Source organism: Pseudomonas sp. 6D_7.1_Bac1 (assembly GCF_025465945.1).
In the GTDB taxonomy this organism is placed as follows: Bacteria; Pseudomonadota; Gammaproteobacteria; order Pseudomonadales; family Pseudomonadaceae; genus Aquipseudomonas.
In genome coordinates this window covers 65,089-90,472 of sequence record NZ_JANLNW010000023.1, presented here as the reverse complement: position 1 = coordinate 90,472, position 25,384 = coordinate 65,089, and the positions used below count along the sequence as shown (strand labels likewise).

Annotated in this window: 22 protein-coding genes; 12 read left to right on the top strand and 10 right to left on the bottom strand. The window is 60.0% G+C overall.

The genetic code is table 11. The annotated features are described in order from the left end of the window. Positions 1 to 65: 65 nt before the first annotated feature. Positions 66 to 830, bottom strand: a complete 765-nt coding sequence (locus NTD87_RS07265) for a TOBE domain-containing protein (RefSeq protein WP_262112908.1) — start codon at positions 828 to 830, stop codon at positions 66 to 68. Positions 831 to 890: 60 nt separating this feature from the next. Continuing rightward, on the bottom strand, positions 891 to 1,631 hold the full coding sequence (locus NTD87_RS07260; RefSeq protein ID WP_262112906.1) for a ComF family protein: 741 nt from the start codon (positions 1,629 to 1,631) through the stop codon (positions 891 to 893). Between the two features lie 90 nt (positions 1,632 to 1,721). On the opposite strand from NTD87_RS07260, the gene bioB reads away from it, so the two are divergent. The 10 genes from bioB to NTD87_RS07210 all read left to right on the top strand — a co-directional run bounded on the left by bioB (position 1,722) and on the right by NTD87_RS07210 (position 14,214). Next, positions 1,722 to 2,777: a biotin synthase BioB gene (gene bioB / locus NTD87_RS07255; RefSeq protein ID WP_262112904.1), complete on the top strand. Its 1,056-nt coding sequence runs from the start codon at positions 1,722 to 1,724 to the stop codon at positions 2,775 to 2,777. Between the two features lie 172 nt (positions 2,778 to 2,949). Further along, on the top strand, positions 2,950 to 4,128 hold the full coding sequence (gene bioF, locus NTD87_RS07250) for an 8-amino-7-oxononanoate synthase (RefSeq protein ID WP_262112903.1): 1,179 nt from the start codon (positions 2,950 to 2,952) through the stop codon (positions 4,126 to 4,128). Next, complete coding sequence (locus tag NTD87_RS07245) at positions 4,121 to 4,852, top strand: alpha/beta fold hydrolase (protein WP_262112902.1); 732 nt, start codon at positions 4,121 to 4,123, stop codon at positions 4,850 to 4,852. The genes bioF and NTD87_RS07245 overlap by 8 nt, the downstream gene beginning before the upstream one ends. Beyond that, positions 4,845 to 5,657 carry a malonyl-ACP O-methyltransferase BioC gene (gene bioC / locus NTD87_RS07240; RefSeq protein WP_262112901.1) on the top strand — a complete coding sequence of 271 codons (813 nt, stop codon included), beginning with the start codon at positions 4,845 to 4,847 and terminating at the stop codon, positions 5,655 to 5,657. The genes NTD87_RS07245 and bioC overlap by 8 nt, the downstream gene beginning before the upstream one ends. Further along, positions 5,654 to 6,334: a dethiobiotin synthase gene (gene bioD / locus NTD87_RS07235; protein ID WP_262112900.1), complete on the top strand. Its 681-nt coding sequence runs from the start codon at positions 5,654 to 5,656 to the stop codon at positions 6,332 to 6,334. Before bioC ends, bioD begins: the two co-directional genes overlap by 4 nt. A gap of 107 nt (positions 6,335 to 6,441) precedes the next feature. Beyond that, the gene (locus tag NTD87_RS07230; RefSeq protein ID WP_262112899.1) at positions 6,442 to 6,738 is read left to right on the top strand and encodes a pyrroloquinoline quinone biosynthesis protein PqqE; all 297 of its coding nucleotides are present in this window, start codon (positions 6,442 to 6,444) and stop codon (positions 6,736 to 6,738) included. Positions 6,739 to 7,014: 276 nt separating this feature from the next. Then, complete coding sequence (locus NTD87_RS07225; RefSeq protein ID WP_262112898.1) at positions 7,015 to 8,820, top strand: phenylacyl-CoA dehydrogenase; 1,806 nt, start codon at positions 7,015 to 7,017, stop codon at positions 8,818 to 8,820. A gap of 221 nt (positions 8,821 to 9,041) precedes the next feature. Further along, positions 9,042 to 10,331 carry a GGDEF domain-containing protein gene (locus NTD87_RS07220; RefSeq protein WP_262112896.1) on the top strand — a complete coding sequence of 430 codons (1,290 nt, stop codon included), beginning with the start codon at positions 9,042 to 9,044 and terminating at the stop codon, positions 10,329 to 10,331. 90 nt (positions 10,332 to 10,421) lie between these two features. Then, on the top strand, positions 10,422 to 12,218 hold the full coding sequence (locus NTD87_RS07215) for an acyl-CoA dehydrogenase C-terminal domain-containing protein (protein ID WP_262112895.1): 1,797 nt from the start codon (positions 10,422 to 10,424) through the stop codon (positions 12,216 to 12,218). Between the two features lie 217 nt (positions 12,219 to 12,435). Beyond that, positions 12,436 to 14,214: an acyl-CoA dehydrogenase C-terminal domain-containing protein gene (locus NTD87_RS07210; protein ID WP_262112893.1), complete on the top strand. Its 1,779-nt coding sequence runs from the start codon at positions 12,436 to 12,438 to the stop codon at positions 14,212 to 14,214. A 268-nt stretch (positions 14,215 to 14,482) separates the two neighbouring features. Here the strand turns inward: NTD87_RS07210 and NTD87_RS07205 are convergent, their stop codons facing one another. Next, on the bottom strand, positions 14,483 to 15,412 hold the full coding sequence (locus tag NTD87_RS07205; protein ID WP_262112891.1) for a LysR family transcriptional regulator: 930 nt from the start codon (positions 15,410 to 15,412) through the stop codon (positions 14,483 to 14,485). A gap of 101 nt (positions 15,413 to 15,513) precedes the next feature. Between NTD87_RS07205 and NTD87_RS07200 the strand changes: the two genes are divergently transcribed. Continuing rightward, on the top strand, positions 15,514 to 16,212 hold the full coding sequence (locus tag NTD87_RS07200; RefSeq protein WP_262112889.1) for an MOSC domain-containing protein: 699 nt from the start codon (positions 15,514 to 15,516) through the stop codon (positions 16,210 to 16,212). After that, positions 16,209 to 17,486 carry an aspartate aminotransferase family protein gene (locus NTD87_RS07195; RefSeq protein ID WP_262112887.1) on the top strand — a complete coding sequence of 426 codons (1,278 nt, stop codon included), beginning with the start codon at positions 16,209 to 16,211 and terminating at the stop codon, positions 17,484 to 17,486. The genes NTD87_RS07200 and NTD87_RS07195 overlap by 4 nt, the downstream gene beginning before the upstream one ends. 91 nt (positions 17,487 to 17,577) lie before the next feature. On the opposite strand, the gene NTD87_RS07190 is transcribed toward NTD87_RS07195, so the two are convergent. From NTD87_RS07190 to pqqF, 7 genes are all read right to left on the bottom strand, one after another. Next, positions 17,578 to 19,410: a S9 family peptidase gene (locus NTD87_RS07190; RefSeq protein WP_262112886.1), complete on the bottom strand. Its 1,833-nt coding sequence runs from the start codon at positions 19,408 to 19,410 to the stop codon at positions 17,578 to 17,580. Continuing rightward, entirely contained in the window at positions 19,376 to 20,506 is a 1,131-nt protein-coding gene (gene pqqE / locus NTD87_RS07185; protein WP_262113015.1) for a pyrroloquinoline quinone biosynthesis protein PqqE, read from the bottom strand. The genes NTD87_RS07190 and pqqE overlap by 35 nt, the downstream gene beginning before the upstream one ends. Before the next feature lie 10 nt (positions 20,507 to 20,516). Continuing rightward, positions 20,517 to 20,792, bottom strand: a complete 276-nt coding sequence (pqqD, locus tag NTD87_RS07180; protein WP_262112884.1) for a pyrroloquinoline quinone biosynthesis peptide chaperone PqqD — start codon at positions 20,790 to 20,792, stop codon at positions 20,517 to 20,519. After that, positions 20,789 to 21,541, bottom strand: coding sequence for a pyrroloquinoline-quinone synthase PqqC (gene pqqC / locus NTD87_RS07175; RefSeq protein ID WP_262112883.1), 753 nt, complete (start codon positions 21,539 to 21,541; stop codon positions 20,789 to 20,791). Before pqqC ends, pqqD begins: the two co-directional genes overlap by 4 nt. Positions 21,542 to 21,705: 164 nt before the next feature. After that, positions 21,706 to 22,617, bottom strand: coding sequence for a pyrroloquinoline quinone biosynthesis protein PqqB (gene pqqB / locus NTD87_RS07170; protein WP_262112882.1), 912 nt, complete (start codon positions 22,615 to 22,617; stop codon positions 21,706 to 21,708). 85 nt (positions 22,618 to 22,702) lie between these two features. Then, positions 22,703 to 22,777 (bottom strand): pyrroloquinoline quinone precursor peptide PqqA, encoded by a 75-nt coding sequence (gene pqqA, locus NTD87_RS07165; protein ID WP_003194766.1) that lies wholly within the window; start codon positions 22,775 to 22,777, stop codon positions 22,703 to 22,705. Positions 22,778 to 22,903: 126 nt separating this feature from the next. Next, on the bottom strand, positions 22,904 to 25,384 hold the full coding sequence (gene pqqF / locus NTD87_RS07160) for a pyrroloquinoline quinone biosynthesis protein PqqF (RefSeq protein WP_262112880.1): 2,481 nt from the start codon (positions 25,382 to 25,384) through the stop codon (positions 22,904 to 22,906).

Below are 25,384 nucleotides of genomic sequence, written 5' to 3'. Positions count from 1 at the left end.
TCTATGACACAAATGTTGCAGTTTTGATTGGTGGGAGAGCACAGACTTGTAGCCGCAGGCTTGAGTCAGAGCGGTGTGCCGAGCAAAACATTGGAGGGCGAGAACTGCACCTGAACGGCTTTTTCGACGCTCAAACCGCGGGTTCTGAGGTGCAGCGGCTCGGCCAGGGCGCATAACGTCTGACCGTTGGGCAGGGCGATTCGCACTTCACTGGGGCCATCTTCGGCGTCGAGAATCTCCTCGATGGTGCCCTTCAAACAATTGTGTCCGGGTGTTGCGGGTTGCTCGGCACCGAGTAAATCGAGCCAGCCGGCCTTGATCAGCGCCACCACTTCAGTGCCTGTTTCCAGCTCCAGTCGCCGCGTGCTGTCGTGGGTGATTTGTGCCTGAATGGTCAACCCGGCGGCGAGTTCCAGGCTGATCAGATCGTTGCGCCCCTGTGAATCTATGGTCACCACCGTGCCGTGCAGCTGATTGCGCGCGCTGGTCCTGAGCATCAGGCGCCCGAGCAAATCGAGGTCACTGGCATCCTCGGCGGCTTCCAGCACCTGTGCCTGCAAGACTTGCAGACGCTGATAGAGCCGCAGCACCCGTTCACCTTCACTGGAAAGCTTTGCGCCACCGCCGCCCTTGCCACCGACACTGCGTTCCACCAGCGGTTTTTGCGCCAGGTTGTTCAACTCGTCGATGGCGTCCCACGCCGCTTTGTAGCTCAGCCCGGCGCTTTTCGCGGCACGAGTGATTGAGCCTTGTTCGGCGATGTGTTGCAGCAGAGCGATGCGCTGCGGGCGGCGGACGATGTGCTGGGACAACAAAGTGGGCAAGGACATGGTGAGGGGCTGCGAGCTGGTGGTCATGGATTTTGACGTTGGCGGCTTGGCGCGTGAGAGTCAAGCCAGCTCCGCGGATTTTGGTGTGCGCGCCAGGCAATAAACGTCGACCCGCGCCGCGCCCGCCAGGATCAGCAAGCGGGCCAGGCTTTGCGCGGTGGCGCCGGTGGTCAGCACATCGTCGATCAGCGCCAGGTGGCGACCCTTGATCTGTGCACCGGGCGTCAGTGAGAAGGCTTTGAGCAGGTTCTGTTTGCGCGCCTTTGCGTCCAGATTCTGTTGCGCGGTGGTGTCCTGGGTTCGTCGCAGCAGGTTTTCATCGCAGCGGATCTTCAAGCCGTCGCTGAGCCAGCGGGCGAGCATCGCGGCCTGGTTATAACCACGCTCGCGCAGTCGTTTACGGGCCAAGGGCACCGGCACCAATACGTCGGGGCGCTTGAGGCCTTCATCGAAGCGATGTTGCAAGGATTGAGCAAGAAGTTCGGCAAGCAGGCGGCCATAGGGCCACTTTGCCGCGTGCTTGAAACGAGTGATCAAACTGTCGACCGGGAAGCTGTAGGTCCAGGGCGCGATGACCTGCTCGAAGGCCGGTGGCGCCTTCAAACACTGGCCGCAGGTGAGGCCGGCCACGGGCAAGGGCAGGGCGCAGACCTGACAATGATCGCCGAGCCAGGGCAACTCGGCTTCACAGGCCATACAGATTGGCGTGGAGCCATCGGCCGACTCTGAGCACAGCAAACAGAGTTGTTTATTGTTTAACCAGATGTAGACCGGTCCTACGTATCGTGGTTGACAGCGCATAACTCTTCCTTAAATATGCCGAACATCCGTGTCGCGTCTGTGGATATTCCGTTCCGTAGCCGCTTGCCAAGCATAAACAAGGAAACGCCCATGAGCGCCAGCACCACTGCAACCCAGCGTCATGACTGGTCTTTGGCCGAAGTCAAAGCACTCTTCGTTCAGCCATTCAACGACCTGTTGTTCCAGGCGCAGACGGTGCACCGTGCGCATTTCGACGCCAACCGCGTCCAGGTGTCGACCCTGCTGTCGATCAAAACCGGCGCTTGCCCGGAAGATTGCAAATATTGTCCACAGTCCGGTCACTACAACACCGGCCTGGAAAAAGAAAAGCTGATGGAAGTGCAGAAGGTCCTCGAAGAGGCTGCTCGCGCCAAGGCTATCGGTTCGACCCGTTTCTGCATGGGCGCGGCCTGGAAGCATCCATCGGCCAAAGACATGCCGTACGTGCTGGAGATGGTCAAAGGCGTGAAGGCCATGGGCCTGGAAACCTGCATGACCCTCGGCCGTCTTGACCAGGACCAGACCGTTGCACTGGCGGACGCCGGCCTCGACTACTACAACCACAACCTTGATACCTCGCCGGAGTTCTACGGCAGCATCATCACCACCCGTACCTACAGCGAGCGTCTGCAAACCCTGGCGTACGTGCGTGAATCGGGGATGAAGATCTGTTCGGGTGGCATTCTGGGCATGGGCGAATCCCTCGACGACCGCGCCAACCTGCTGATCCAGCTGGCCAACCTGCCGGAGCACCCGGAGTCGGTGCCAATCAACATGCTGGTGAAAGTCGCCGGTACGCCGCTGGAAAATGCCGACGATATCGATCCGTTCGACTTCATCCGCATGCTCGCCGTCGCCCGTATCCTGATGCCGCAATCCCACGTGCGCCTGTCCGCTGGCCGCGAAGCGATGAACGAACAGATGCAGGCCCTGGCGTTCTTCGCCGGTGCCAACTCGATTTTCTACGGTGACAAACTGCTGACCACCGCCAACCCACAGGCTGACAAGGACATGCAGCTGTTCTCGCGCCTGGGCATCCTGCCGGAAGCCCGCGAAGAACACGCCGACGAAGTGCATCAGGCGGCTATCGAGCAGGCGCTGGTCGAACAGAAAAGCAGCGAGCAGTTCTATAACGCCGCTGTTTGACGTCTCCACCGATCCTTCTGAAGGAATGCAAAAACACTGTGGGAGCAAGCCTGCTCGCGATATCGATGTAACAGCCAGCATCAATGTTGAATGTTATGACCTCATCGCGAGCAGGCTCGCTCCCACAAGGTAATGCGACGTCGCTTCTGAATTCTGACCCCGCGAGGCCTGCATGTCTTTCGATCTCGCCGCACGCCTTGCTGCTCGTCGTGCCGAAAACCTCTATCGCCAGCGTCCATTGCTTGAGACCCCACAAGGTCCGCAAGTGGTGGTCGACGGCCAGGCGTTGCTGGCGTTCTGTAACAACGACTACCTGGGCCTGGCCAATCACCCACAAGTGATCGAAGCCTGGCGTGCCGGTGCCGCCCGTTGGGGTGTCGGTGGTGGCGCTTCGCACCTGGTGATCGGTCACAGCAGCCCACATCACGCGCTCGAAGAAGCCTTGGCCGACCTCACGGGGCGCCCGCGCGCGCTGCTGTTTACCACCGGTTACATGGCCAACCTCGGGGCGGTCACGGCGCTGGTCGGGCAGGGTGATACGGTGCTCGAGGACCGGCTCAATCATGCGTCGTTGCTGGATGCGGGTCTGTTGTCCGGGGCACGCTTCAATCGCTATCTGCACAACGACGCGGTCAGCCTGGCCAAGCGTCTGGAGAAGGCCACCGGCAATACACTGGTGGTGACCGATGGCGTATTCAGCATGGACGGCGATATTGCCGACCTGCCAGCGCTGGCCCGCGAAGCGAAAGCCAAAGGCGCGTGGCTGATGGTTGATGATGCCCACGGCTTCGGTCCGCTGGGCGCCAATGGCGGCGGGATTGTCGAGCACTTCGGTTTGAGTCTGGAGGATGTGCCGGTACTGGTCGGTACCTTGGGCAAAGCATTCGGCACCGCGGGAGCGTTTGTCGCTGGCAGTGATGACCTGATCGAAAGCCTGATCCAGTTTGCCCGGCCGTACATCTACACCACCAGCCAACCTCCGGCCCTGGCCTGCGCGACCCTGAAAAGTCTTGAGTTGCTGCGCAGCGAACAGTGGCGCCGTGAGCATTTGAACGTACTGATCCGCCAGTTCCGAAAAGGCGCCGAGCAGATTGGCCTTGAGCTGATGGACAGCGTCACGCCGATCCAGCCGATCATGATTGGCGACGCCGGGCGCGCTGTGCGTTTTTCACAGATGCTGCGTGAACGCGGTCTGATGGTGACTGCCATCCGCCCACCGACCGTACCGGCTGGCAGTGCGCGTTTGCGCGTGACCCTGACGGCGGCGCACAGCGAGGCACAGGTGCAGCTATTGTTAGAAGGTCTGGCCGATTGTTTTCAGCAGTTGGGAGCGGAGCCGAACCATGCGTGATCGTCTGATTCTGTTGCCCGGATGGGGACTCGGCATTTCGCCGCTGGAGCCACTGGCGGCGGCTTTGCAGGGGCTGGACGAACACCTGCGGGTCGAAATCGAGCCGCTACCGGAGCTGGAATCGAGCGACCTCAACGAGTGGCTCGACGAGCTGGACTCAACCCTGCCAAAAGATACCTGGCTTGGCGGCTGGTCGCTCGGCGGGATGCTCGCCTCAGAGCTGGCGGCTCGCCGTGGCGATCGCTGCTGCGGCTTGCTAACGCTGGCGAGTAACCCTTCTTTTGTGGCTCACGCCGAGTGGTCGAGTGCCATGCCGGGCGAGACCTTTGATGCGTTTTTGGCCGGGTGCAGCGCTGACCCGCGCATGACCCTCAAGCGCTTTAGCCTGCTCTGCGCCCAAGGTGCCGAAGACCCGCGCGGGCTCTCGCGTCAGTTGCTCGCGGGTGCGCCGAATACCCCGCAGGCGCTGTTGATGAGCGGCTTGGAAGTACTCGCGCAACTGGACAACCGACACGCCTTGCAGGCGTTTCGAGGTCCGCAGTTGCACCTGTTCGCCGGGCTCGACGGGTTGGTCCCGGCCGAAGCCGCCGCTGAGTTGCTGGCGTTACTCCCTGATGTCGAAATTGGTCTGATTGAACAGGCCAGTCACGCGTTTCTTCTGGAAGACCCCCACGGTGTGGCGGGGGCCATTCAGGCCTTTTTGCATGAGTCCGGTGATGACTGATTTGTCCTTTCCCAAACTGCCCGGTGGCTTGCCCGACAAGCGTCAGGTCGCAGTATCCTTTTCCCGCGCAGCGGCCAGCTATGACAGCGTTGCCGAATTGCAACGCGCGGTCGGCAATGAGTTGCTGGGGCGTTTGCCGGCAGATCGAGTGCCTGCTCGCTGGCTGGATCTGGGCTGTGGCACCGGGTATTTCAGCCGTGTGCTGGGTGAGCGATTCAACGTCAGCGAAGGGCTCGCGCTGGATATCGCTGAAGGTATGCTTAATCACGCACGGCCCTTGGGCGGTGCGACATATTTCATTGCCGGCGATGCCGAGCGCTTGCCATTGCAGGGCGCGAGTTGCGACCTGGTGTTTTCCAGCCTTGCAGTGCAATGGTGCGCCGATTTCAGTTCGGTGCTGAGCGAGGCTTATCGGGTTCTGAAACCTGGCGGTGTGTTGGCGTTTGCCAGCCTCTGCGTAGGTACGTTGTATGAATTGCGTGACAGCTGGCGTCAGGTCGATGGCCTAGTGCACGTCAACCGTTTCCGCGAGTTCAGCACGTATCAGCAGCTGTGTGCAGACAGTGGCTTGAACGTGATCAGTCTGCAAAGTCGCCCGCATGTGCTGCATTATCCGGATGTGCGTAGCCTGACTCACGAACTCAAGGCCTTGGGCGCGCATAATCTCAATCCTGGTCGGCCGGGCGGGCTGACAGGGCGGGCGCGGATCATGGGGCTGATCGACGCCTATGAGCAGTTTCGTCAGGTGCAAGGGCTGCCCGCGACTTATCAAGTGGTCTACGCCGTGTTGGAGAAACCCCTATGAGCGCAGCCTATTTCATTACCGGCACCGATACTGACGTCGGCAAAACCACCATCGCCGCCGGCCTTTTGCACGCCGCGCGGTCGGCGGGGTTGAGCACGGCGGCCGGTAAGCCCGTGGCATCTGGCTGCGAGGTGACGCCCAAAGGTTTGCGCAACGCCGACGCGCTGGCGCTGTTGGCGCAATGCTCGTTGCCGCTGACCTATGCCGAGGTCAACCCCGTGGCTTTCGAACCAGCCATCGCACCGCATCTGGCTGCACGTGAGGCGGGTGTCGCGCTGACGGTTCAGTCGTTGCTGACGCCGATGCGGCACATAGTGGACAAGCAGGCCGATTTCACCCTGATCGAAGGCGCGGGTGGCTGGCGGGTGCCGCTGGCCGATCAGGACAATCTTTCGGACCTGGCAATGGCGCTGGGCCTGCCGGTGATTCTGGTGGTGGGCGTACGGCTGGGGTGCATCAATCACGCGTTGCTGACGGCCGAGGCGATTGCCCGGGACGGTTTGCAACTGGCAGGCTGGGTGGCCAACATCATTGAGCCCAAGACGTCGCGATTGGAAGAGAACCTGGCGACGTTGGCCGAGCGTCTGCCTGCGCCGTGCTTGGGGCGAGTGCCGAAACTCAAGCTGGTCACGGCAGAAGCGGTGGCCGAGTATCTTCAGCTGGACTTGCTTGACTAGATTTTGCCTATGACAAGGCATTATGCCATTAGTGTTTTTGTCGGGCCTTTTGCCGGTGTCTCTGGTTCAATGAGCGCTGTTTATCCTTTGCAGGATGGAGTTGACCCATGGAAATCTCGGGAAGCAGCGCTTTCTATGCCGGTCTGAGTACTATTCAGAGCGGGCAGAACCGTGTCGATCAGGCGGCTAGCCAGATCGCCAACACGACTGTCGAACGTTCGGCCACCAGCCAGTCCTCCGTAGCCCAAGTCGACCGACTGCGCTCGGTTGATCGCAGCCAGCAAACAGACCTGGCCAGTAATATGGTCGACATGTCCCAAGGCAAGATTCAAGTGGAGCTGGGCGCGAAAGTCGCCAAGGCTTCCGACCAGATGCTCGGTACGTTGATCGATACTTACGCTTGATCCCTCGCTGAACCTTTTGCCCGAACGCCGCCCCTGGGGCGGCGTTCTGTCGGGCATGTCCTTCTCGTTCAACTAATCTTTCCTGGACGGTTTGTTGCCTCGCGCATCGGCTGTGAGCCTTTGTGCGCGCGCTATTCATGGGGGTGATGACGAACGGCAAAGGATCGACGCTTGACAAGATTTCGGCGTAAACGTATGTTTCAAACAACTGTTTGACCGTCACAACAAATCATTGCGGTCGTTCATTCCCGGTTACATCAGCAGAGGTTTATCGCTATGCCTGACTACAAGGCCCCCTTGCGTGATATTCGCTTCGTTCGTGACGAACTGCTCGGTTACGAAGCGCACTATCAGAGCCTTCCGGCTTGCCAGGACGCTACTCCAGATATGGTTGACGCCATTCTCGAGGAAGGCGCCAAGTTTTGTGAGCAGGTGCTGGCTCCGCTGAACCGCGTGGGTGACATCGAAGGTTGCACCTGGAGCGAATCCGGCGTTAAGACCCCGACTGGCTTCAAAGAAGCCTACAAACAATTCGTTGAAGGCGGCTGGCCAAGCCTGGCTCACGACGTAGAACACGGTGGCCAAGGTCTGCCGGAGTCTCTGGGTCTGGCCGTGAGCGAAATGGTCGGCGAAGCCAACTGGTCGTGGGGCATGTACCCAGGTCTGTCTCATGGCGCGATGAACACCATTTCCGAGCACGGTACGCCTGAGCAGCAAGACGCTTACCTGACCAAACTGGTTTCCGGCGAATGGACCGGCACCATGTGCCTGACCGAACCGCACTGCGGCACCGACCTGGGCATGCTGCGTACCAAGGCCGAGCCACAGGCTGATGGTTCCTACAAAGTTTCCGGCACCAAGATCTTCATCTCGGCCGGTGAACACGACATGGCCGACAACATCGTCCACATCGTTCTGGCCCGCCTGCCGGATGCGCCGGCTGGCACCAAAGGCATTTCGCTGTTCATCGTTCCAAAGTTCATGCCGAACGCTGACGGCAGCATCGGTGTGCGCAACGCCGTGACCTGTGGCTCCCTGGAACACAAAATGGGTATCCACGGTAACGCCACGTGTGTGATGAACTTCGACGCGGCCACCGGTTTTCTGATCGGCCCGGCGAACAAAGGCCTGAACTGCATGTTCACCTTTATGAACACCGCGCGTCTGGGTACGGCTCTGCAAGGTCTGGCTCACGCCGAGATCGGCTTCCAGGGTGGTCTGAAATACGCTCGCGATCGTCTGCAAATGCGTTCCCTGACTGGCCCGAAAGCGCCGGACAAGGCTGCGGACCCGATCATCGTTCACCCTGACGTCCGTCGTATGCTGTTGACCATGAAGGCGTTCGCCGAAGGCAACCGTGCGATGGTTTACTTCACGGCCAAGCAGGTCGACATCGTCAAGTACGGCGTGGACGAGGAAGAGAAGAAGAAAGCCGACGCGCTGCTGGCGTTCATGACGCCGATCGCCAAAGCCTTCATGACGGAAGTCGGCTTCGAGTCCGCTAACCACGGCGTGCAAATCTACGGCGGCCACGGCTTCATCGCCGAGTGGGGCATGGAGCAGAACGTTCGCGACAGCCGCATTTCCATGCTGTACGAAGGCACCACCGGTATCCAGGCACTCGACTTGCTGGGCCGTAAAGTGCTGATGACTCAAGGCGAGGCTTTGAAAGGCTTCACCAAGATCGTCCACAAGTTCTGCCAGACCAACGAAGGCAACGAAGCGGTCAAAGAGTTCGTCGCACCGTTGGCTGCATTGAACAAGGAATGGGGCGAGCTGACCATGAAGGTCGGTATGGCCGCGATGAAAGATCGCGAAGAAGTGGGTGCTGCGTCGGTGGACTACCTGATGTACTCCGGTTACGCCTGCCTGGCCTACTTCTGGGCGGACATGGCGCGTCTGGCTGCCGAGAAACTGGCTGCCGGCACCACCGAAGAGGCGTTCTACACCGCCAAGCTGCAGACTGCGCGTTTCTACTTCCAGCGCATCCTGCCACGTACCCGCACTCACGTTGCAACCATGCTGTCGGGCGCTAACAACCTGATGGACATGAAAGAAGAAGACTTCGCACTGGGCTACTAAGTCCCACGCAGTTCTTCAAAAAGCCGCTGTTCCTTCGGGAACAGCGGCTTTTTTGTGTCCGGTGCAAGCGGGTGTAAATATTCCCGACTAAAACGCTAAGTAGAACGCTTTTGCTGCCGTTAAAGAGTGTGCAATGTGATGGGCGTCACATTGCATGTGCTTAACTGCCAGGAATGCAGGCACAATGCCATCCATTGATTTGCCGGGCCGGAGCTCTACCCTTGCCGCGTTCTTCCGCTGTACGTCTCAGTCACTTTTTGCCCTCATTACTGTTGTTGCTTGCGGGGCTTGCGGCTGCCTACGTCAAGGATCTCAACGTCTTCTTCACCTCACTGTTCAACGTGCTGCCGACCCTGGTGCTGTTGCTCGGCGGTTCGTATTGCGCGGTTTACCGACGTCAACGTGAACTGTTTCTGATGGTCACGGTGTATATCGCCTACTTCCTGCTCGTCACCCAAACTGATTACTACCGTGATTACAGCAAGGTGCGTGATGACGCGGCGGTGGTTTTCCATCTTTGTTGTTTGCTGCTGCCCTTGCTGTACGGGGTGTTTGCCGCTTGGCAGGAACGCACCCACCTGTTTCAGGACATGGTCGCGCGCTTCGCTGTATTGCTGGCATTCGGCAGCGTTGCACTGGGCCTTGAGCAAAGTTACCCACAGGCGTTGTTGATATGGCTGTCGGAAATACGCTGGCCTGCGCTGCACGGTGCGTGGATGAGTTTGATCCAGTTGTCCTATCCGGTGTTCTTCGCGTCTTTTCTGCTGTTGGCGTATCAGTATTTTCGCAACCCTCGGCCCTTACATGCGGCGCAATTGGTGGGCTTGCTCGGGTTGTTCTGGATGCTGCCCAAGACCTTCATTCTGCCGTTCACCCTGAACATCATGTGCAGCCAGGTGATGTTGATGATTGCAGCGGCGGTCGCCCATGAAGCCTATCAAATGGCCTTTCGTGATGAGCTGACCGGCCTGCCGGGGCGTCGCGCCTTGAACGAGCGCATGCAGCGGCTGGGCCGCAACTACGTTTTGGCCATGAGCGACGTCGACCACTTCAAGAAATTCAACGACACCCACGGTCACGACGTCGGCGACCAGGTGCTGCGGCTGGTGGCCAGCAAGCTGTCGAAGATCGGCGGTGGTGGCCGGGCGTATCGTTACGGGGGTGAAGAGTTCGCGCTGGTGTTCGCCGCCAAGACCCTCGAAGAGTGCATGCCGCACCTGGAAGTCATCCGCGAGTCGATTGCCACCTACAACATTCAGCTGCGCAATCAGGACAGCCGCCCGCAAGACGACCAGCAAGGTCGGCAGCGCCGTGCGGGTCCCGGCGCTACAAGTGTTTCGGTCACGGTGAGTATTGGCGTCGCCGAGCGACTGGAACAGCGAACCCCGGAAGAAGTCCTGAAATCCGCAGACCAGGCGCTCTACAGCGCCAAGGGCGCAGGGCGAAACTGCGTGATGGCGTTCGGCCAAAGCCGCCGTGGCGCGGTGCGCATGGACGGCGCTGCGGGTTGAGTGATGATGGCGCATTCAGCGTCTGGACTGTGATTGTTCGGGGCGATTCGCGGCAGTAGGTTTGGATGATCTGCTGACGGAGAACCGACCATGCCCGAGTACAAAGCTCCCCTGCGCGACATGCGCTTTCTGATCGACCACGTCTTCGACTTTCATGCCAATTACGCGGCCCTCGGTGCCACCGACGCCAGCCCGGATATGGTCAATGCGATCCTCGAAGAGGGGGCGAAATTCTGTGAGAACGTTCTCGCACCGCTGAACCGCAGCGGTGACGAAGAGGGCTGCCATTTCGACAACGGTGTGGTGACTACACCCAAAGGCTTCAAGCAGGCGTTTGCGCAATACGTTGAAGGCGGCTGGCATGGTCTGGCGGCGGACCCGACTTATGGCGGTCAGGGCTTGCCCATCTCACTGGGGCTGGTGATCAGTGAAATGGTCGGCTCCAGCAACACCTCCTGGGGCATGTACCCAGGCTTGACCCACGGCGCGATGTCGGCGATTCATGCCCACGGTACCGAGGCGCAAAAGCAGACTTACTTGACCAAGCTAACGGCCGGGCAGTGGACCGGCACCATGTGCCTGACCGAGGCTCATTGCGGCACGGACCTGGGGATCATCAAGACCCGCGCGGTGCCGCAAGCCGATGGCAGTTATGCGGTCACTGGCAGCAAGATTTTCATCTCTGCCGGTGAGCACGACATGAGTGACAACATCATCCACCTGGTACTGGCCAAACTGCCGGACGCGTCAGCCGGGACCAAAGGCATCTCGCTGTTCATCGTGCCCAAGTTCCTGCCTGATGCCCAAGGCGAGGCGGGTGAGCGCAACGGAGTTTCCTGCGGTTCGATCGAACACAAGATGGGCATCAAGGCGTCGGCTACTTGCGTGCTGAACTTCGAGGGTGCCAAGGGCTTCCTGATTGGCGAGGCGAACAAGGGCCTGAACTGCATGTTCACCATGATGAACCATGCCCGGCTCGGCACCGGGATGCAGGGGTTATGTCTGGGCGAAGCGAGCTTTCAGGGGGCGATCAAATACGCCAACGATCGTCTGCAGATGCGCTCGCTGACCGGACCCAAAGCGCCGGAGAAGGCCGCCGATCCGATCATTGTTCACCCGGACGTGCGTCGTATGCTGCTGACCATGAAAGCCTTCAACGAAGGCAACCGCGCATTGACCTATTTCACCGCGCAGTTGCTGGATGTTGCACACATGTCGGCGGATGAAACCCAGCGTCAGGATGCCGAGAACCTGTTGGCGTTCCTGACGCCGATCTGCAAAGCCTTCATGACCGAAACCGGCCTGGAGGTGACCAACCATGGCATGCAAGTATTCGGCGGCCACGGATTCATCCGCGAGTGGGGCATGGAGCAATTGGTGCGTGACTGCCGTATTGCGCCCATTTACGAAGGCACCAACGGCATTCAGGCGCTGGACCTGTTGGGGCGCAAGGTGCTTGGCAGCCAAGGCAAACTGCTGCGCGGGTTCACCAGAATTGTTCACAAATTCTGTGAAGCCAATGCCGCTCATCCGCAGCTCGAGGCGTATGTGGCGCAACTCAACGGGTTGAACCAGCAGTGGGGCGAGTTGACCACCAAGGTCGGTATGGCCGCGATGAAAAATCCGGACGAAGTCGGCGCTGCCGCGCTGGATTACTTGATGTACAGCGGCTACATCATCCTGGCCTACCTGTGGCTGCGCATGGCGCTGGTGGCTCAGGCAGAGCTTGCGGCGGGTAGCGGCGATGCCGACTACTGTCAGGGCAAACTGGCCACTTGCGAGTTCTACTTCAAGCGTCTGTTGCCGCGTACGGCCGCTCATCAGGCGGCGGTGGAGGCGGGCAGTGATTGCCTGATGAAACTGCCAGCGGAGCTGTTTGCGCTCTGACACACGCGCTGCCTCTGAAAGATCGCAGCCTGCGGCAGCTCCACTACAGGTGAACCTGTAGGAGTCTGCCGTAGGCTGCGATCTTTTTTCTGGTGACTAAAAATTACAAATAGGTCACGAGCTGACCCTATGTGTCGTAAAAGTTGTTCGGGTACACTCAAGGGCTTGCTGAAACCCGATCCTACGAATCACTTTTCAAGTTCTCACGAGGTTTGCCATGGCTGACTACAAAGCGCCCCTGCGCGATATGCGCTTCGTCCTCAATGAAGTTTTCGAGGTTGCCAAACTGTGGGCACAATTACCCGCCCTGGCCGACACCGTCGATGCTGAGACCGTCGAGGCAATCCTTGAGGAAGCCGGCAAAGTCACCAGCAAAAGCATCGCCCCGCTGAGCCGTGCCGCCGACGAAGAAGGTTGCCACTGGAGCGACGGCACCGTCACCACGCCAGCAGGCTTCCCACAGGCTTATCAGACTTACTCTGAAGGCGGTTGGGTCGGCGTTGGTGGTGATCCAGTCTACGGTGGCATGGGCATGCCTAAAGCGGTGTCGGCTCAGGTCGAAGAAATGGTCAACTCCGCGAGCCTGTCGTTCGGTCTGTACCCGATGCTCACCGCCGGGGCTTGCCTGTCAATCAATGCTCACGCCAGCGATGAACTGAAAGCTGCTTACCTGCCCAACATGTACGCCGGTGTCTGGGCAGGCTCCATGTGCCTGACCGAACCGCACGCGGGTACTGACTTGGGGATCATCCGTACCAAAGCCGAACCGCAAGCAGACGGTTCCTACAAGGTCAGCGGAACCAAGATCTTCATCACCGGCGGTGAACACGACCTGACCGAAAACATCATTCACCTGGTGCTGGCCAAACTGCCGGATGCTCCAGCAGGGCCGAAGGGCATCTCGCTGTTCCTGGTGCCGAAGTTCATGGTCAACGCCGATGGCAGCCTGGGTGCGCGTAACCCTGCGAACTGCGGCTCGATCGAACACAAAATGGGCATCCAGGCCTCCGCTACCTGTGTGATGAACTTCGACGAAGCCGTGGGTTACCTCGTCGGCGAGCCGAACAAAGGCTTGGCGGCCATGTTCACCATGATGAACTACGAACGTCTGGGCGTCGGCATTCAGGGTCTGGCCACTGGCGAGCGCTCTTACCAGAACGCGGTTGAATACGCCCGTGATCGCCTGCAAAGCCGTTCGCCGACTGGCGCACAGAACAAAGACAAAGTGGCCGACCCGATCATCGTTCACCCGGACGTGCGGCGCATGCTGCTGACCATGAAAGCCTCGAACGAAGGCGGTCGTGCATTTTCAACCTACGTGGCTATGCAGTTGGACACCGCCAAGTTCAGCGAAGACGCGACCACTCGCAAACGCGCTGAAGACCTGGTGGCCTTGCTGACTCCGGTCGCCAAAGCGTTCCTCACCGATCTGGGCCTGGAAACCACGATTCACGGCCAGCAGGTTTTCGGCGGTCATGGCTATATCCGCGAGTGGGGCCAGGAGCAACTGGTTCGTGACGTGCGGATCACCCAGATCTACGAAGGCACCAACGGCATTCAGGCGCTGGACCTGGTCGGGCGCAAAATCGTCGGTAGCGGCGGCGCGTACTACAAGCTGTTCGCCGACGAGATTCGTCATTTCACCGCCACCGCGAGCGCCGATCTGACCGAGTTCACCAAGCCGTTGAACGACGCTGTAAGCACGCTGGACGACCTGACCGCCTGGTTGCTGGACCGCGTAAAAAACAACCCGAATGAAATCGGCGCGGCTTCGGTCGAGTATCTGCAAGTGTTCGGCTATGTGTCCTACGCCTACATGTGGGCATTGATGGCCAAGGCGGCCTTCGGTAAAGAGGCGCAGGACGACTTCTACGCCAGCAAACTGGGCACCGCGCGTTTTTACTTCGCTCGCCTGCTGCCGCGGATTCATTCGCTGGGTGCTTCGGTCAAGGCCGGTAGCGAGTCGCTGTTCCTGTTGGACGCGGCGCAGTTCTGAGACATGTAACTCCATGTAAGCATTTGCTTACGTGACGTGCTGCTGTTTTCCCCTGTTCTAAGATTGGATCCAGAGCTAATCTACTTCACATGGACGTCGCGCAGGAAGCGCAAAGCAATAACACGGACACGTAGGATTCTGCCAGGACGGCGGAGTGAAATGGATGTCAGGGAAACAGTCTGCAAAGCCCCGCCTCGGCGGGGTTTTCTTTTTGTGGCGAGGGAGCTTGCTCCCGTTCGAGTGCGCAGCACTCGCCAGGTCTATATATTCAGCCCTGTATATCCAATACCGTCGGGCTCGCCATCCGCCCGTCCGGGCTATTCATCACGTCTTCCAGCAGATGGCGCAGCAACTCCAGCGTAGCTTGCTGACGTTGCACGTCGCGACAGACCAGTCCTACTTTCAGAGGGACCCTCGGCTCACTCAAGGGTTTCCACAAGAGTGCCTTGTTTCCGTGTTCCTGCTGCGAGCGGCCGGGTAGGACAGTGGCCAGTCTGGTGTGGGGCAGACTGTCGAGAATCCCCGCCATGTTGTTCAGTTCCGCCTGCACTTGCGGGCGGCGTCCGAGATTGGCCAGTTGTCCCTGCCAGATCTGCCGGACCTGAAACTCTTCCCCCAGCAACAGCATCGGCAACTCCGCGGCCTGGCTCATGGAGACTTTCTTGAATTCGCGCAACGGATGATCGGCGGGGATGACCAGGGTCAGTTCATCTTCATACAGTAGAACACCGTGCAGTCCGGGTTGGCGTGGCGGTAGGTAGCTGATGCCGATATCGAGTGAGCCATTGAGCAATCGGCGTTCGATTTCCAGCCCCGTGAGCTCGTAGATCTGGACCACCAGGTGCGGTTGCGCCGTGCGTACACGCTCCAGCATTTTCGGCACCAGGCTGGTGTGAACGGTCTGCAGCACACCGATGGCCAGGGTACGCAGTGCCTGGCCTTTGAAATTGCCCAAGGCTTCGCGCGCCCGTTGCATGCCGTCGAGCAACGGCAGGGCGTGGTTGTACAAAGTATGCGCGGCCAGGGTGGGCAGCAGGCGTTTGCTGCTGCGTTCGAACAGGCTTACATCGAGGTTTTGTTCCAATTGGCGGATCTGTTGCGACAGCGCCGGCTGGGAGATCGACAGGCGTTCGGCAGCCCGTCCGACATGGCCTTCTTCATACACCGCGACGAAATAACGCAGTTGCTTAAAATCCATAAGTAATTCTTATCGAAAAAGCTGGAAAATCGAAATGGCTCAGTGCCTGTCAGAAGCCTAGTCTAACCGTATTCACAAGGCTTACAGGGCCAGAAAACGCGATGAATACCGTTTACGTTGATGGTGTTTACATAGGCAAGGCAAAAAATCTCGGGCAGGGTTTAATCAGCGATACCGACAAACAGCGGATTGCCAATCGACTCTGGTTGTGGCCGCAAGGCCTGGGTAGCGATGAACACGGCGATCCGCGTTTTCACACCGGCCCCGAACGCGCCCTGCATCACTACCCGGCTGAGCACTACGCCTACTGGCGCAAACGTTATCCACAGATCGACTGGAGCGCCCCGGCTTTCGGGGAAAACCTTTCAACCCACGGTCTGAGCGAAGAGCACGTCTGCCTCGGCGATATGTTCCGTTGGGGTGGCGCGCTGTTGCAGGTCAGCCAACCGCGCTCGCCGTGCTATCGGTTGAGCCATCGCTGGGGCGTGCCGATCTTGCCGCAACTGGCCCAGGATACGGGGCGCTGCGGCTGGTTCTACCGCGTTCTCAAGCCCGGTTTTGTCAGTGCCGATCAGCCGTTCGAGCTGATCCAGCGCAGCTACCCCGGCCTGACCGTGGCCTGGGCCTTGCGTTGTTTTTATCGGGAGCCGCTTGAGCACGCCGGTTTGAAAAAGCTCGTCGATTGCCCGGCTTTGTCTTCGCGCTGGCGTGATATTGCGCTCAAACGTATGCGCACCGGGCGTGTCGAGGATTGGTCGTCACGTCTGCTGGGGTTGCCGCTAGAGGGGCTGAGCGCATGAACCTGTTCAACCTGCGTCACCATCAGCCAAGCCTGGATGATCTGGCTGCGGAGCATTTTCAGCCTTCAAGGTACGACAACCTTTCCAGCGAGTACCTGATGCCGAGTGTCGAACGACCCCAACCAGTTTTCGTTCGCGGCCAGGGTTCCTGGCTCTGGGACAGTGATGAGCGTGCGTATCTGGATTTCACTCAAGGTGGTGCGGCCAACAGCCTCGGCCATAGCCCGTCGGTGTTGACCAAAGCCATCGCCGCTCAGGCGCAAGCGCTGATCAATCCGGGGTCGGGTCTGTTGAACCGTGGTCAGCTCAACCTGGCCGAGCGGCTGTGCATCAGTACCGGCAGCGATCAGGCTTACTTGCTCAACAGCGGCAGTGAGGCCTGCGATGCGGCGATCAAGTTGGCGCGCAAATGGGGGCAACTGTATCGCGGCGGCGCTTCGCGAATCCTCACCGCCAGCGGTAGCTGCCATGGTCACGGTTTTGCGGCAATGTCCGCGTCGGACTGCCGGAACAATCGTTTTGAACCACAGCTTCCGGGCTTCAGTCATGTTCCATTCAATGACCTGCCGGCGTTGCACGCGGCAGTGGACGCGCAGACCGTTGCCATCATGCTTGAACCCATCCAGAGTTCAGCCGGGGTCGTTCCGGCGACCGAACATTACCTCAAAGGTGTCGAACGCCTGTGCCGTGATTTGGGGATTCTGCTGATTCTCGACGAAGTGCAAACGGGGATTGGCCGTTGCGGCAGACTGCTCGCCGAACAGGGTTACGGCGTGCGTGCCGACATTGTTGTGTTGGGCAAAGGGCTGGGCGGCGGGGTGCCTGTGGCGGCGCTTCTGGCGCGCGGCAAGGCCTGCTGTTTTGAGCTGGGCGAGCTGGATGGCACTCATCATGGCAACGCGTTGATGGCCTCCGCAGGGCTGGCAGTGCTGGACAGCGTGCTGGATCACGACTTCCTCGAACAGGTGCGGGAAAGCGCTCAACACCTGCGTGAAGGTTTGAGCCGATTGGCCAACCGTTACGGACACGCTGAACTGCGCGGCCACGGGCTGCTCTGCGGCCTGACCCTGAGTGACGATTCGGCTGACGCAGTGGTTAAAGCCGCGCTGTACGAAGGTTTACTGCTGAGCGCCCCAAAGCCCGATTGCCTGCGGTTTACGCCGGCGCTGACCGTCAGCAAGGCCAATATCGACGAAATGCTCCTGCGCCTGGCCCGAGCCTTTTCCCGGGTGCGCACGGCCCAACTCCAATGCCGCAAAGGCATCGCGGTCTGAACAGGCCGCCACTTCTCTCATTCCCGAACCGTCTCGCGGTATAACGCGTCGCCCCATGCCTGATCTTTTTGGCATGGGGCGTTTTTTTGTCTCAGCCGTTCTTCTGATCCATCACCCCGCGATAAAACAACCATTCCTGCTCCAGTGCATGGGCCTGATTGTTCGCCTTGCGAAAGCCGTGGCGTTCATCCGGGTAGTAATGGGCCTGGGCGGGAATGCCGTTGTCTTGCAGGGCCTTGAGCATGTCGCGGGTTTGTTGCGGCACCACCACAGCGTCGAGTTCGCCCTGAAAGAAGATCACCGGCACGCGGATGTTGCCCGCGTGCAGCAACGGCGTGCGGGCGGCGTAACGCTTGGCATCCCGCTGTGGATCGCCAATCAACCAATCCATATAGTCGCCTTCGAATTTGTGCGTGGTGCGGCCCAGTGCTGCCGGATCGCTGACCCCATACATACTGGCACCGGCGCTGAAGACGTCGTGAAACGCCAGCGCGCAGAGCGTGGTGTAACCACCAGCACTGCCGCCGCGAATGAATGCGTGATCGCCGTCGATCAAACCTTGCCCGGCGAGGTAGGCGACCACGGCGCAGGCGTCTTCGACATCCACCTCGCCCCAGCTCAAATACAAGGCCTGCCGATAGGCCCGACCGTAACCGCTGCTACCGCGATAGTTGAGGTCGGCGACCGCAAAGCCCCGTTGTGCCCAGTACTGGACACGAGGATCGAGCATCGGGTAGCAGGCCGATGTTGGCCCGCCATGAATGAACACCACCAACGGCGGTTTGGCGACATCGGTCATGGCCGGATAAAAGAAACCATGGGCCTCACCGGCACCGCTTGGGTAGCGCAACGTCTGCGGTTGGCTGATCTGTTCGGCGGGCAACAGCGCAACGCCACCGGCCAGTACCTGAACCTGATGGCTTTTGCGGTTGATGGCAATCACCGCTGAAGGACTGACCGGCGATGCCGCGATGCAGTACACAAACTGCTGATCCAGCGCCAGGTTACGAAAGCGACTGTAGTCGCCAGTGAGATCCTGAACGCAATCGTTGGAACGCAAACCCAGACGTCCGAAACCCTCCACAGTCCAGCTCGCCAAATAACGCTGTTCGCCCAGCGGTAACCAGGTGCAGCCACCCAGTTGCCACGGCGCTGGCGCATGATCGGCTTCCGCGCCAGGCAATGGCTGCAAGCCTGATCCGGTTTCGACCCACGGCTGCCAGAACCCGGCACGGTCGGTCAGGCAATACAGGCGACCGGCATCATCGAAGCGCGGTTGTTGCAGGGACTCTTCAAAGGCGTCACCGGCCACACAGCGCGGCTGGTCGAAACCGCCGTTGGCATCGCGCTCGGCAACCATCAAGCGTGTTGCGGTCCAGGGTTGATGCGGCCGGCTCCATTCGATCCAGGCCAATCGCCGCGCATCCGGACTCAAGGTCGGTGCCGAATAAAAGTCCGCGCCTTCAACCAACAGGTGACGTTTACCGTCTGCCAGATCGATGGCAACCAGGCGATGCTGATCGCCTTGCTCTTCGACGGCGAGCACCTGCCCACCGGCGAATTGCAGATCGCCGTAACGGCATTCACCCGAGGTCAGCGCCTGAGGTATTTCACCTGCCAGCGATTGCCGATACAGCTGTTGGTCTGACTCGTTGACGAAGACCACGCCGTCATCGCTCAGGCAAAACGATCCGCCGCCATATTCATAGACCCGACTGCGCGCACTGAACCCCGGCGGTGTCAGGCAATGGGCGGCGTTGTCGCGCCAGTGCCAGATTCGGCAGGCGGCATCTTCGGGGCGGTACTCATTCCAGAACAAGCCATGAGCGCCGACGCGCAAGTCAGTGAAATCGACGCCAGCCGCTACGGCTTTGAGGGCGCTCAAGGGTTCAGCATTTAGCGATGAGGCGTGAGTTTCGTTCATTGCGAAAGGCCAACTGTTTGATGGTTTGGGTGGCGTGCTCGGCTTCTTCGCGGGCCTTGAGGATCACGCCGTGATGTTGCGACTTGCTGCACACCGGGTCGGCGTTGCTCGCGTCACCGGTGAGCATGAACGCCTGGCAACGGCAGCCGCCGAAGTCCTTTTCTTTCTCGTCGCAGGAGCGACACGGTTCGGGCATCCAGTCGTAACCGCGAAAGCGGTTGAAGCCGAACGAGTCATACCAGATGTGCTGCATGCTGTGATCGCGTACGTTTGGAAATTGCACCGGCATCTGCCGTGCGCCGTGGCACGGAAGGGCGGTGCCGTCCGGGGTCACGGTGAGGAAGATGCTGCCCCAGCCGTTCATGCAGGCTTTGGGGCGTTCTTCGTAGTAATCCGGGGTGACGAAGATCAGCTTGCATGGGTGACCTTCGGCTTCGAGCTTGGCGCGGTATTCGTTGGTGATGCGCTCGGCGCGCACCAATTGTTCCTGGGTCGGTAGCAAACCGACGCGGTTGAGCTGGGCCCAGCCGTAGAACTGACAAGTGGCAAGCTCGACGAAGTCGGCTTCCAGGGCGATACACAGCTCGATGATGCGGTCGATCTTGTCGATATTGTGCCGATGGGTGACGAAGTTCAGCACCATCGGGTAGCCGTGGGCTTTCACCGCGCGGGCCATTTCCAGCTTCTGGGCGAAGGCTTTTTTTGAGCCGGCCAGCAGGTTGTTCACCTGTTCGTCGCTGGCCTGAAAACTGATTTGGATGTGATCGAGCCCGGCCTTCTTGAAGTCGCTGATTTTTTGCTCGGTTAGGCCAATCCCCGAGGTAATCAGGTTGGTATAGAACCCCAGCTTGCGGGCCTCGGCGATCAGCTCTGCGAGATCCTGACGCACTAACGGCTCGCCGCCGGAGAAGCCCAGTTGCGCCGCTCCCATCTCCCGCGCCTCGCGAAACACCTTGAGCCACTGCTCGGTGCTGAGCTCTTTGCCTTGTTCGGCAAAGTCCAGCGGGTTCGAGCAGTAAGGGCATTGCAGCGGGCAGCGATAGGTCAGCTCGGCGAGCAGCCACAGCGGCAGGCCGACTTCCGGTTTGGGCGGCAGGCTGGGCGAGTCAACCCAGTTCGATCCAGTGCTGAGCACGGGCGACCTCCATGAATTGCTCGATGTCGTCACCGAGCTCGGGCACACCGGGGAACTTCGCGTCGAGCGCTTCGATGATCGCCGCGACGTTACGTTCACCGTCGATCAGTCCACCAATCAGCGCAGCACTTTCGTTGAGCTTGATCATGCCTTCCGGGTACAGCAGCACATGACCTTTTTGCGCCGGTTCGTACTGAAAGCGGTAGCCGGGACGCCAGGTCGGGGTCTTGCTGCGGTCGAAACTCATAAGGCGATCCCTTTATGCCAGACCCGTTGTTCGGTCACGCTGTGATAAGGCGGGCGGTTCAGTTCATAGGCCATGCTCATGGCATCGAGCATGCTCCAAAGGATGTCCAGTTTGAACTGGAGAATTTCCAGCATGCGCTGCTGGCCTTCATACGTGGTGTAGTGCTGCAAGGTGATCGCCAGACCGTGCTCGACATCGCGCCGCGCCTGGCCCAGACGAGTGCGGAAATACTCGTAACCGGTCGGGTCGATCCACGGGTAGTGCTGCGGCCAGCTGTCGAGGCGCGACTGGTGGATTTGCGGCGCGAACAGTTCGGTCAGCGAACTGCTGGCGGCTTCCTGCCAGTTGGCCCGGCGGGCGAAGTTGACGTAGGCATCCACGGCGAAGCGCACGCCGGGCAACACCAGTTCCTGGGAGCGTAGTTGATCCGGGTCCAGGCCAACGGCTTGGCCGAGACGCAACCAGGCTTCGATACCGCCGTCCTCACCGGGGGCGCCGTCGTGGTCGAGCAGGCGCTGAATCCACTCGCGGCGAATTTCCCGGTCCGGGCAGTTGGCCAGAATCGCAGCGTCCTTGAGCGGGATGTTCACCTGATAGTAGAAGCGGTTGGCGACCCAGCCCTGGATCTGCTCGCGGGTCGCCCGGCCTTCGTACATCGCCACGTGATAGGGATGATAGATGTGGTAGTAGGTGCCCTTGGCCCTGAGTGCGGCTTCGAACTCGGCGGGGGACAGTGGTGTGTCAGTCATTTCGGTTCTCCGGGGAATAACCGTAGATATATGGTGCTGTTGCCGGCTTCATCGCGAGCAGGCTCGCTCCCACAGTAGACCTGCTGTGCCACAGAAAATCGGGTCCGACTCGGACCCCGTGGGAGCGAGCCTGCTCGCGATAGACCGCGCAGCGGTCTCGGCTGTTACAGCTCGATACTCATGCCGTCGTAGGCCACTTCAACGTTGCGCCGAACCAGCTCGGCGCGCTCGGCTGAGTCCTCATCGAGGATCGGGTTGGTGTTGTTGATGTGGATCAGCACCTTGCGCTGCCTGGGCAACTGCTCCAGCACTTCGAGCATGCCGCCGGGGCCGCTCTGTGCCAGATGGCCCATTTCCCGGCCGGTGCGGGTGCCGACTCCGCGACGCTGCATTTCGTCGTCGTCCCACATCGTGCCGTCCACCAGCAGGCAATCGCTGCCCGCCATGATCTCCAGCAGCGGCGCATCGACCTTGCCCAGACCCGGCGCGTAGAACAATTTGCCGCCAGTACGCAGGTCCTCGACGATCAACCCGATGTTATCGCCCGGATGCGGGTCGAAGCGGTGTGGCGAATAGGGCGGTGCCGCGCTGCGCAATGGCAATGGCGTAAAGCGCAGATTCGGGCAGGCCGGGACGCTGAAGCTCTGGTCGAGCTCGATGCGGTTCCAGTTCAATCCGCCGTTCCAGTGGGTGAGCATGGTGAATAGCGGGAAGCCGGTGCTCAGGTCTTCATGAACCATGTCGGTGCACCAGACCTGATGCGGGCAACCTTCGCGCAGGCTCAGCAGGCCGGTGGTGTGGTCGATCTGGCTGTCCATCAGGATGATCGCGCTGATGCCGGTATCACGCAGAGCGCGTCCCGGCTGCATCGGGGCGAAGTTCTGGAGCTGAGCACGAATGTCCGGCGAGGCGTTGCACAGCACCCAGCTCACGCCGTCATCGGAAATCGCGATAGATGACTGGGTCCGCGCCTCGGCCCGCAGACTGCCGTCGCGAAAACCTGCGCAGTTCACGCAGTTGCAGTTCCACTGCGGAAAACCACCGCCGGCGGCGGAACCTAGAATCTGGACAAACATGGCTGCTCCATCACTTCAACGCTAAAAATAAAAACGCCCCGGACAGGCCGAGGCGTTGTACTGCAGGTTCTACCCAAAGGCAGAATCAACGGCTGGCGAAGTACATGGTGACTTCAAAGCCGATACGCAGGTCGGTGTAAGCAGGTTTGGACCAGGTCATAAAAATGCTCCTTCAGATTGGGCGCTATACACATAGTCCACCTCCAGCAGGAGATGTTCAGATGCTTGGCGGGCTATGTTACTGAAACGTTTCCGCAAATTGGAGACATCTATTGAAGAAAGCCCATTACAGCCCCGGTAATGATCGGGTGGTTGGTTGCCAGGTGCCATCCGGGCAGGCAGCGCTTGCCAGACATCTGCGGCCGCCTTCTGCATGAATCAACCGTCTTGCCGCGTCGAGCAAAGCGGTGCGGTCCAGTTGCAACACGGCCTGTTGCAACTGAAGCAGGTAGTCCGACGAACGGCCGCCCAGTTTGCCCTGCCACAGCAGTTCAAAGGCCTGGGCAAGTGGTAGTGCATTGCCGTCGAGTTGTTCGGCCAGGACCTGTTGCTGATTGATCAACGCTTCATCATCGAGCTTCGATATCAGCTCAGGCAGTTGCTTGAGGAAGCATTCCACGTGATCGAGCAGTTCTTTCTCCGACGTCTTCGGCGATTGCACGCCGAACAGCAAGCCGGTTTGCCCGTTGATTTGTCGGACGCCACTGAACACCGCGTAGCCCAATTGCAGTTCGACCCGCAGGCGTTGGTAGAAGGGGGTTTGGCTGACATGGGCGAGCATTCGCCATGCGGCCTCGTCAGCCAGTTCTTGAGTGGATGTAGGGCAAAACAGCAGCAATGCGTGTTCGTTGCCTGCGCCGGGCAGCTCAGACCAGAGACGTTGACCGGCAATAGACAGCGGCGCTGTCATCTCGCTGTCGGGGATGCCGGGCGCTCGGCTCAAGGCACGGGTGATTGCGGTTTGAGCGGTTGCCGGCAGACCTGCGGCCAGCCCATCCCAGCGCGTGCCGGCCCAGGTTTGTTGCAGGTCATCAGCGCTGCTCGGCGGCGATGGCGAGTACGAATCCTGTCCCAGGCAATGTACCGGCAACGCCTTGAGCAATTGCCGAATCGCAATCAGGGCCTCAGGTGAATCGGTGTTGAGCCAGGCATCGGCGGTGGGGCTCGTCAGGCACTGCAGCGCCTGTTCGAGAATCGCCGGCATCGGCTCATGCCATCCGCTCATCTTAAGCAGCCATTGGTTGCCCGTTTCGCTGAAGGACAGCTCGACACCGGCCTGACGCGCGTCGTCGCACAGGCTTTGCAGGCTGCGGGCGAGTGTCGGCTGGACGTTGGTCGACGCAGTCGAGTTGAGGCGCCAGCGCAGGCACATCATCGCTTCGCCACTGGTATCCGCCAGTGCGGGGCTGAACTGCATGGATGAACGTTCACGGCGACCGCGTGTGCGATCCTGGGCGAACGTGCGCAAGCCACGGTGAGCGCTGGTTTGCCCGCGAATCAGCCCGGCTGGCGCTGGTTCGTCAGCACTGCGCAGGAATGGATTGGTCGGTGGCAGCTGCCAGTCAATGGTAAGGTTGTCCACAGGCGTTGGGTTCATGTGCTGCAAGATCGTCTTGAGGGCAGTAGCGCCCGAGTCTGACAACCTTGCTTCCAACTGTTCATTGTCCAGTTGCGCCAGGGCCAGTGCGTTGCTGGTCTGACGTTTTCGCTGCTGCAACAGGGCATGTTCTTCGCGTAATTCAGACCAATCGGCCTGTTGGGCGAAGAAGTGCAGCCAGTCGTTGAGCAATCCGCGTATAGCCTCGGGCTGCGTGTCCCCGGCGCTCAGTTTGAATTCGACCTGCAACAGCGCTTGCCCGGCGAATTGGTACAACGGCGCAGCAATCAGGCTATCGATCAATTGGCGCTGGCGTAACTCGGCAAACAAGCCTCCGGGCTTCGAAGCATTCAGCCAGGTGCAGAGAAAATCCAGCGCTTCGCGGGACGAGTCCGGCAAATCTTCAAACGTAAACAGCAGGTTCAGCCGGCGTTCGTCAGCCTGTTGATAACTGCCGTTTGCGGTCGCCATCAATGCGGGCGGGGCGCTTTGCGCGTGCGGCTCACCGACCCTGAAGTCGTTGCTAAAGTGCTGCGCCATGCTCCGCAGCTCATCCACCGACTGCGGGCCGGCAAGGCTCAAGGTCATTTGGCCAGTCTGGTAGAAGTGCTGATAGAAGGTGTTCAGCGCCTGTTGAAACTCAGGCTGCTGCACGGCCAGGCTGTCGCGATTGCCGGCGTGGAAACCGCGCAAAGGATGATCTGGTGAGAGCCCGTTGAATGATGCGACGTGTCGCTGCGCCTCAGCATCCTGAGACCAGGCAATAAACTCCGCTTCCAGTACTTCGCGTTCGCGCAACTGATCGTCCGGACTCAGATACGGGTGGCCGAGCATGTCGCACAAGCGCTCAAGCCCGCCGGCGAAAGCCTGAGGCGGTAACTCAAAGAAGAAGTCAGTGGTGCGCTCGCGGGTACTCGCGTTCAGTTGCCCGCCATGACGTTGCACGTAGGCCATCAACCCATCGTCTGCAGGAAAGCGTTCGGTGCCGAGAAACAACAGATGCTCAAGAAAATGCGCCAACCCAGGCCAGGCTAACGGTGCGTCATGGCTGCCGGCGGCAACCCGTAAAGCAGCGGCGCAGCGTTTCAAACCGGGCGCATGACGAAGCGAAATCCGCAGGCCGTTGGCCAGGGTTTCGGTATGAGGGAGAAGATGGGTCGGCGCAGGCAT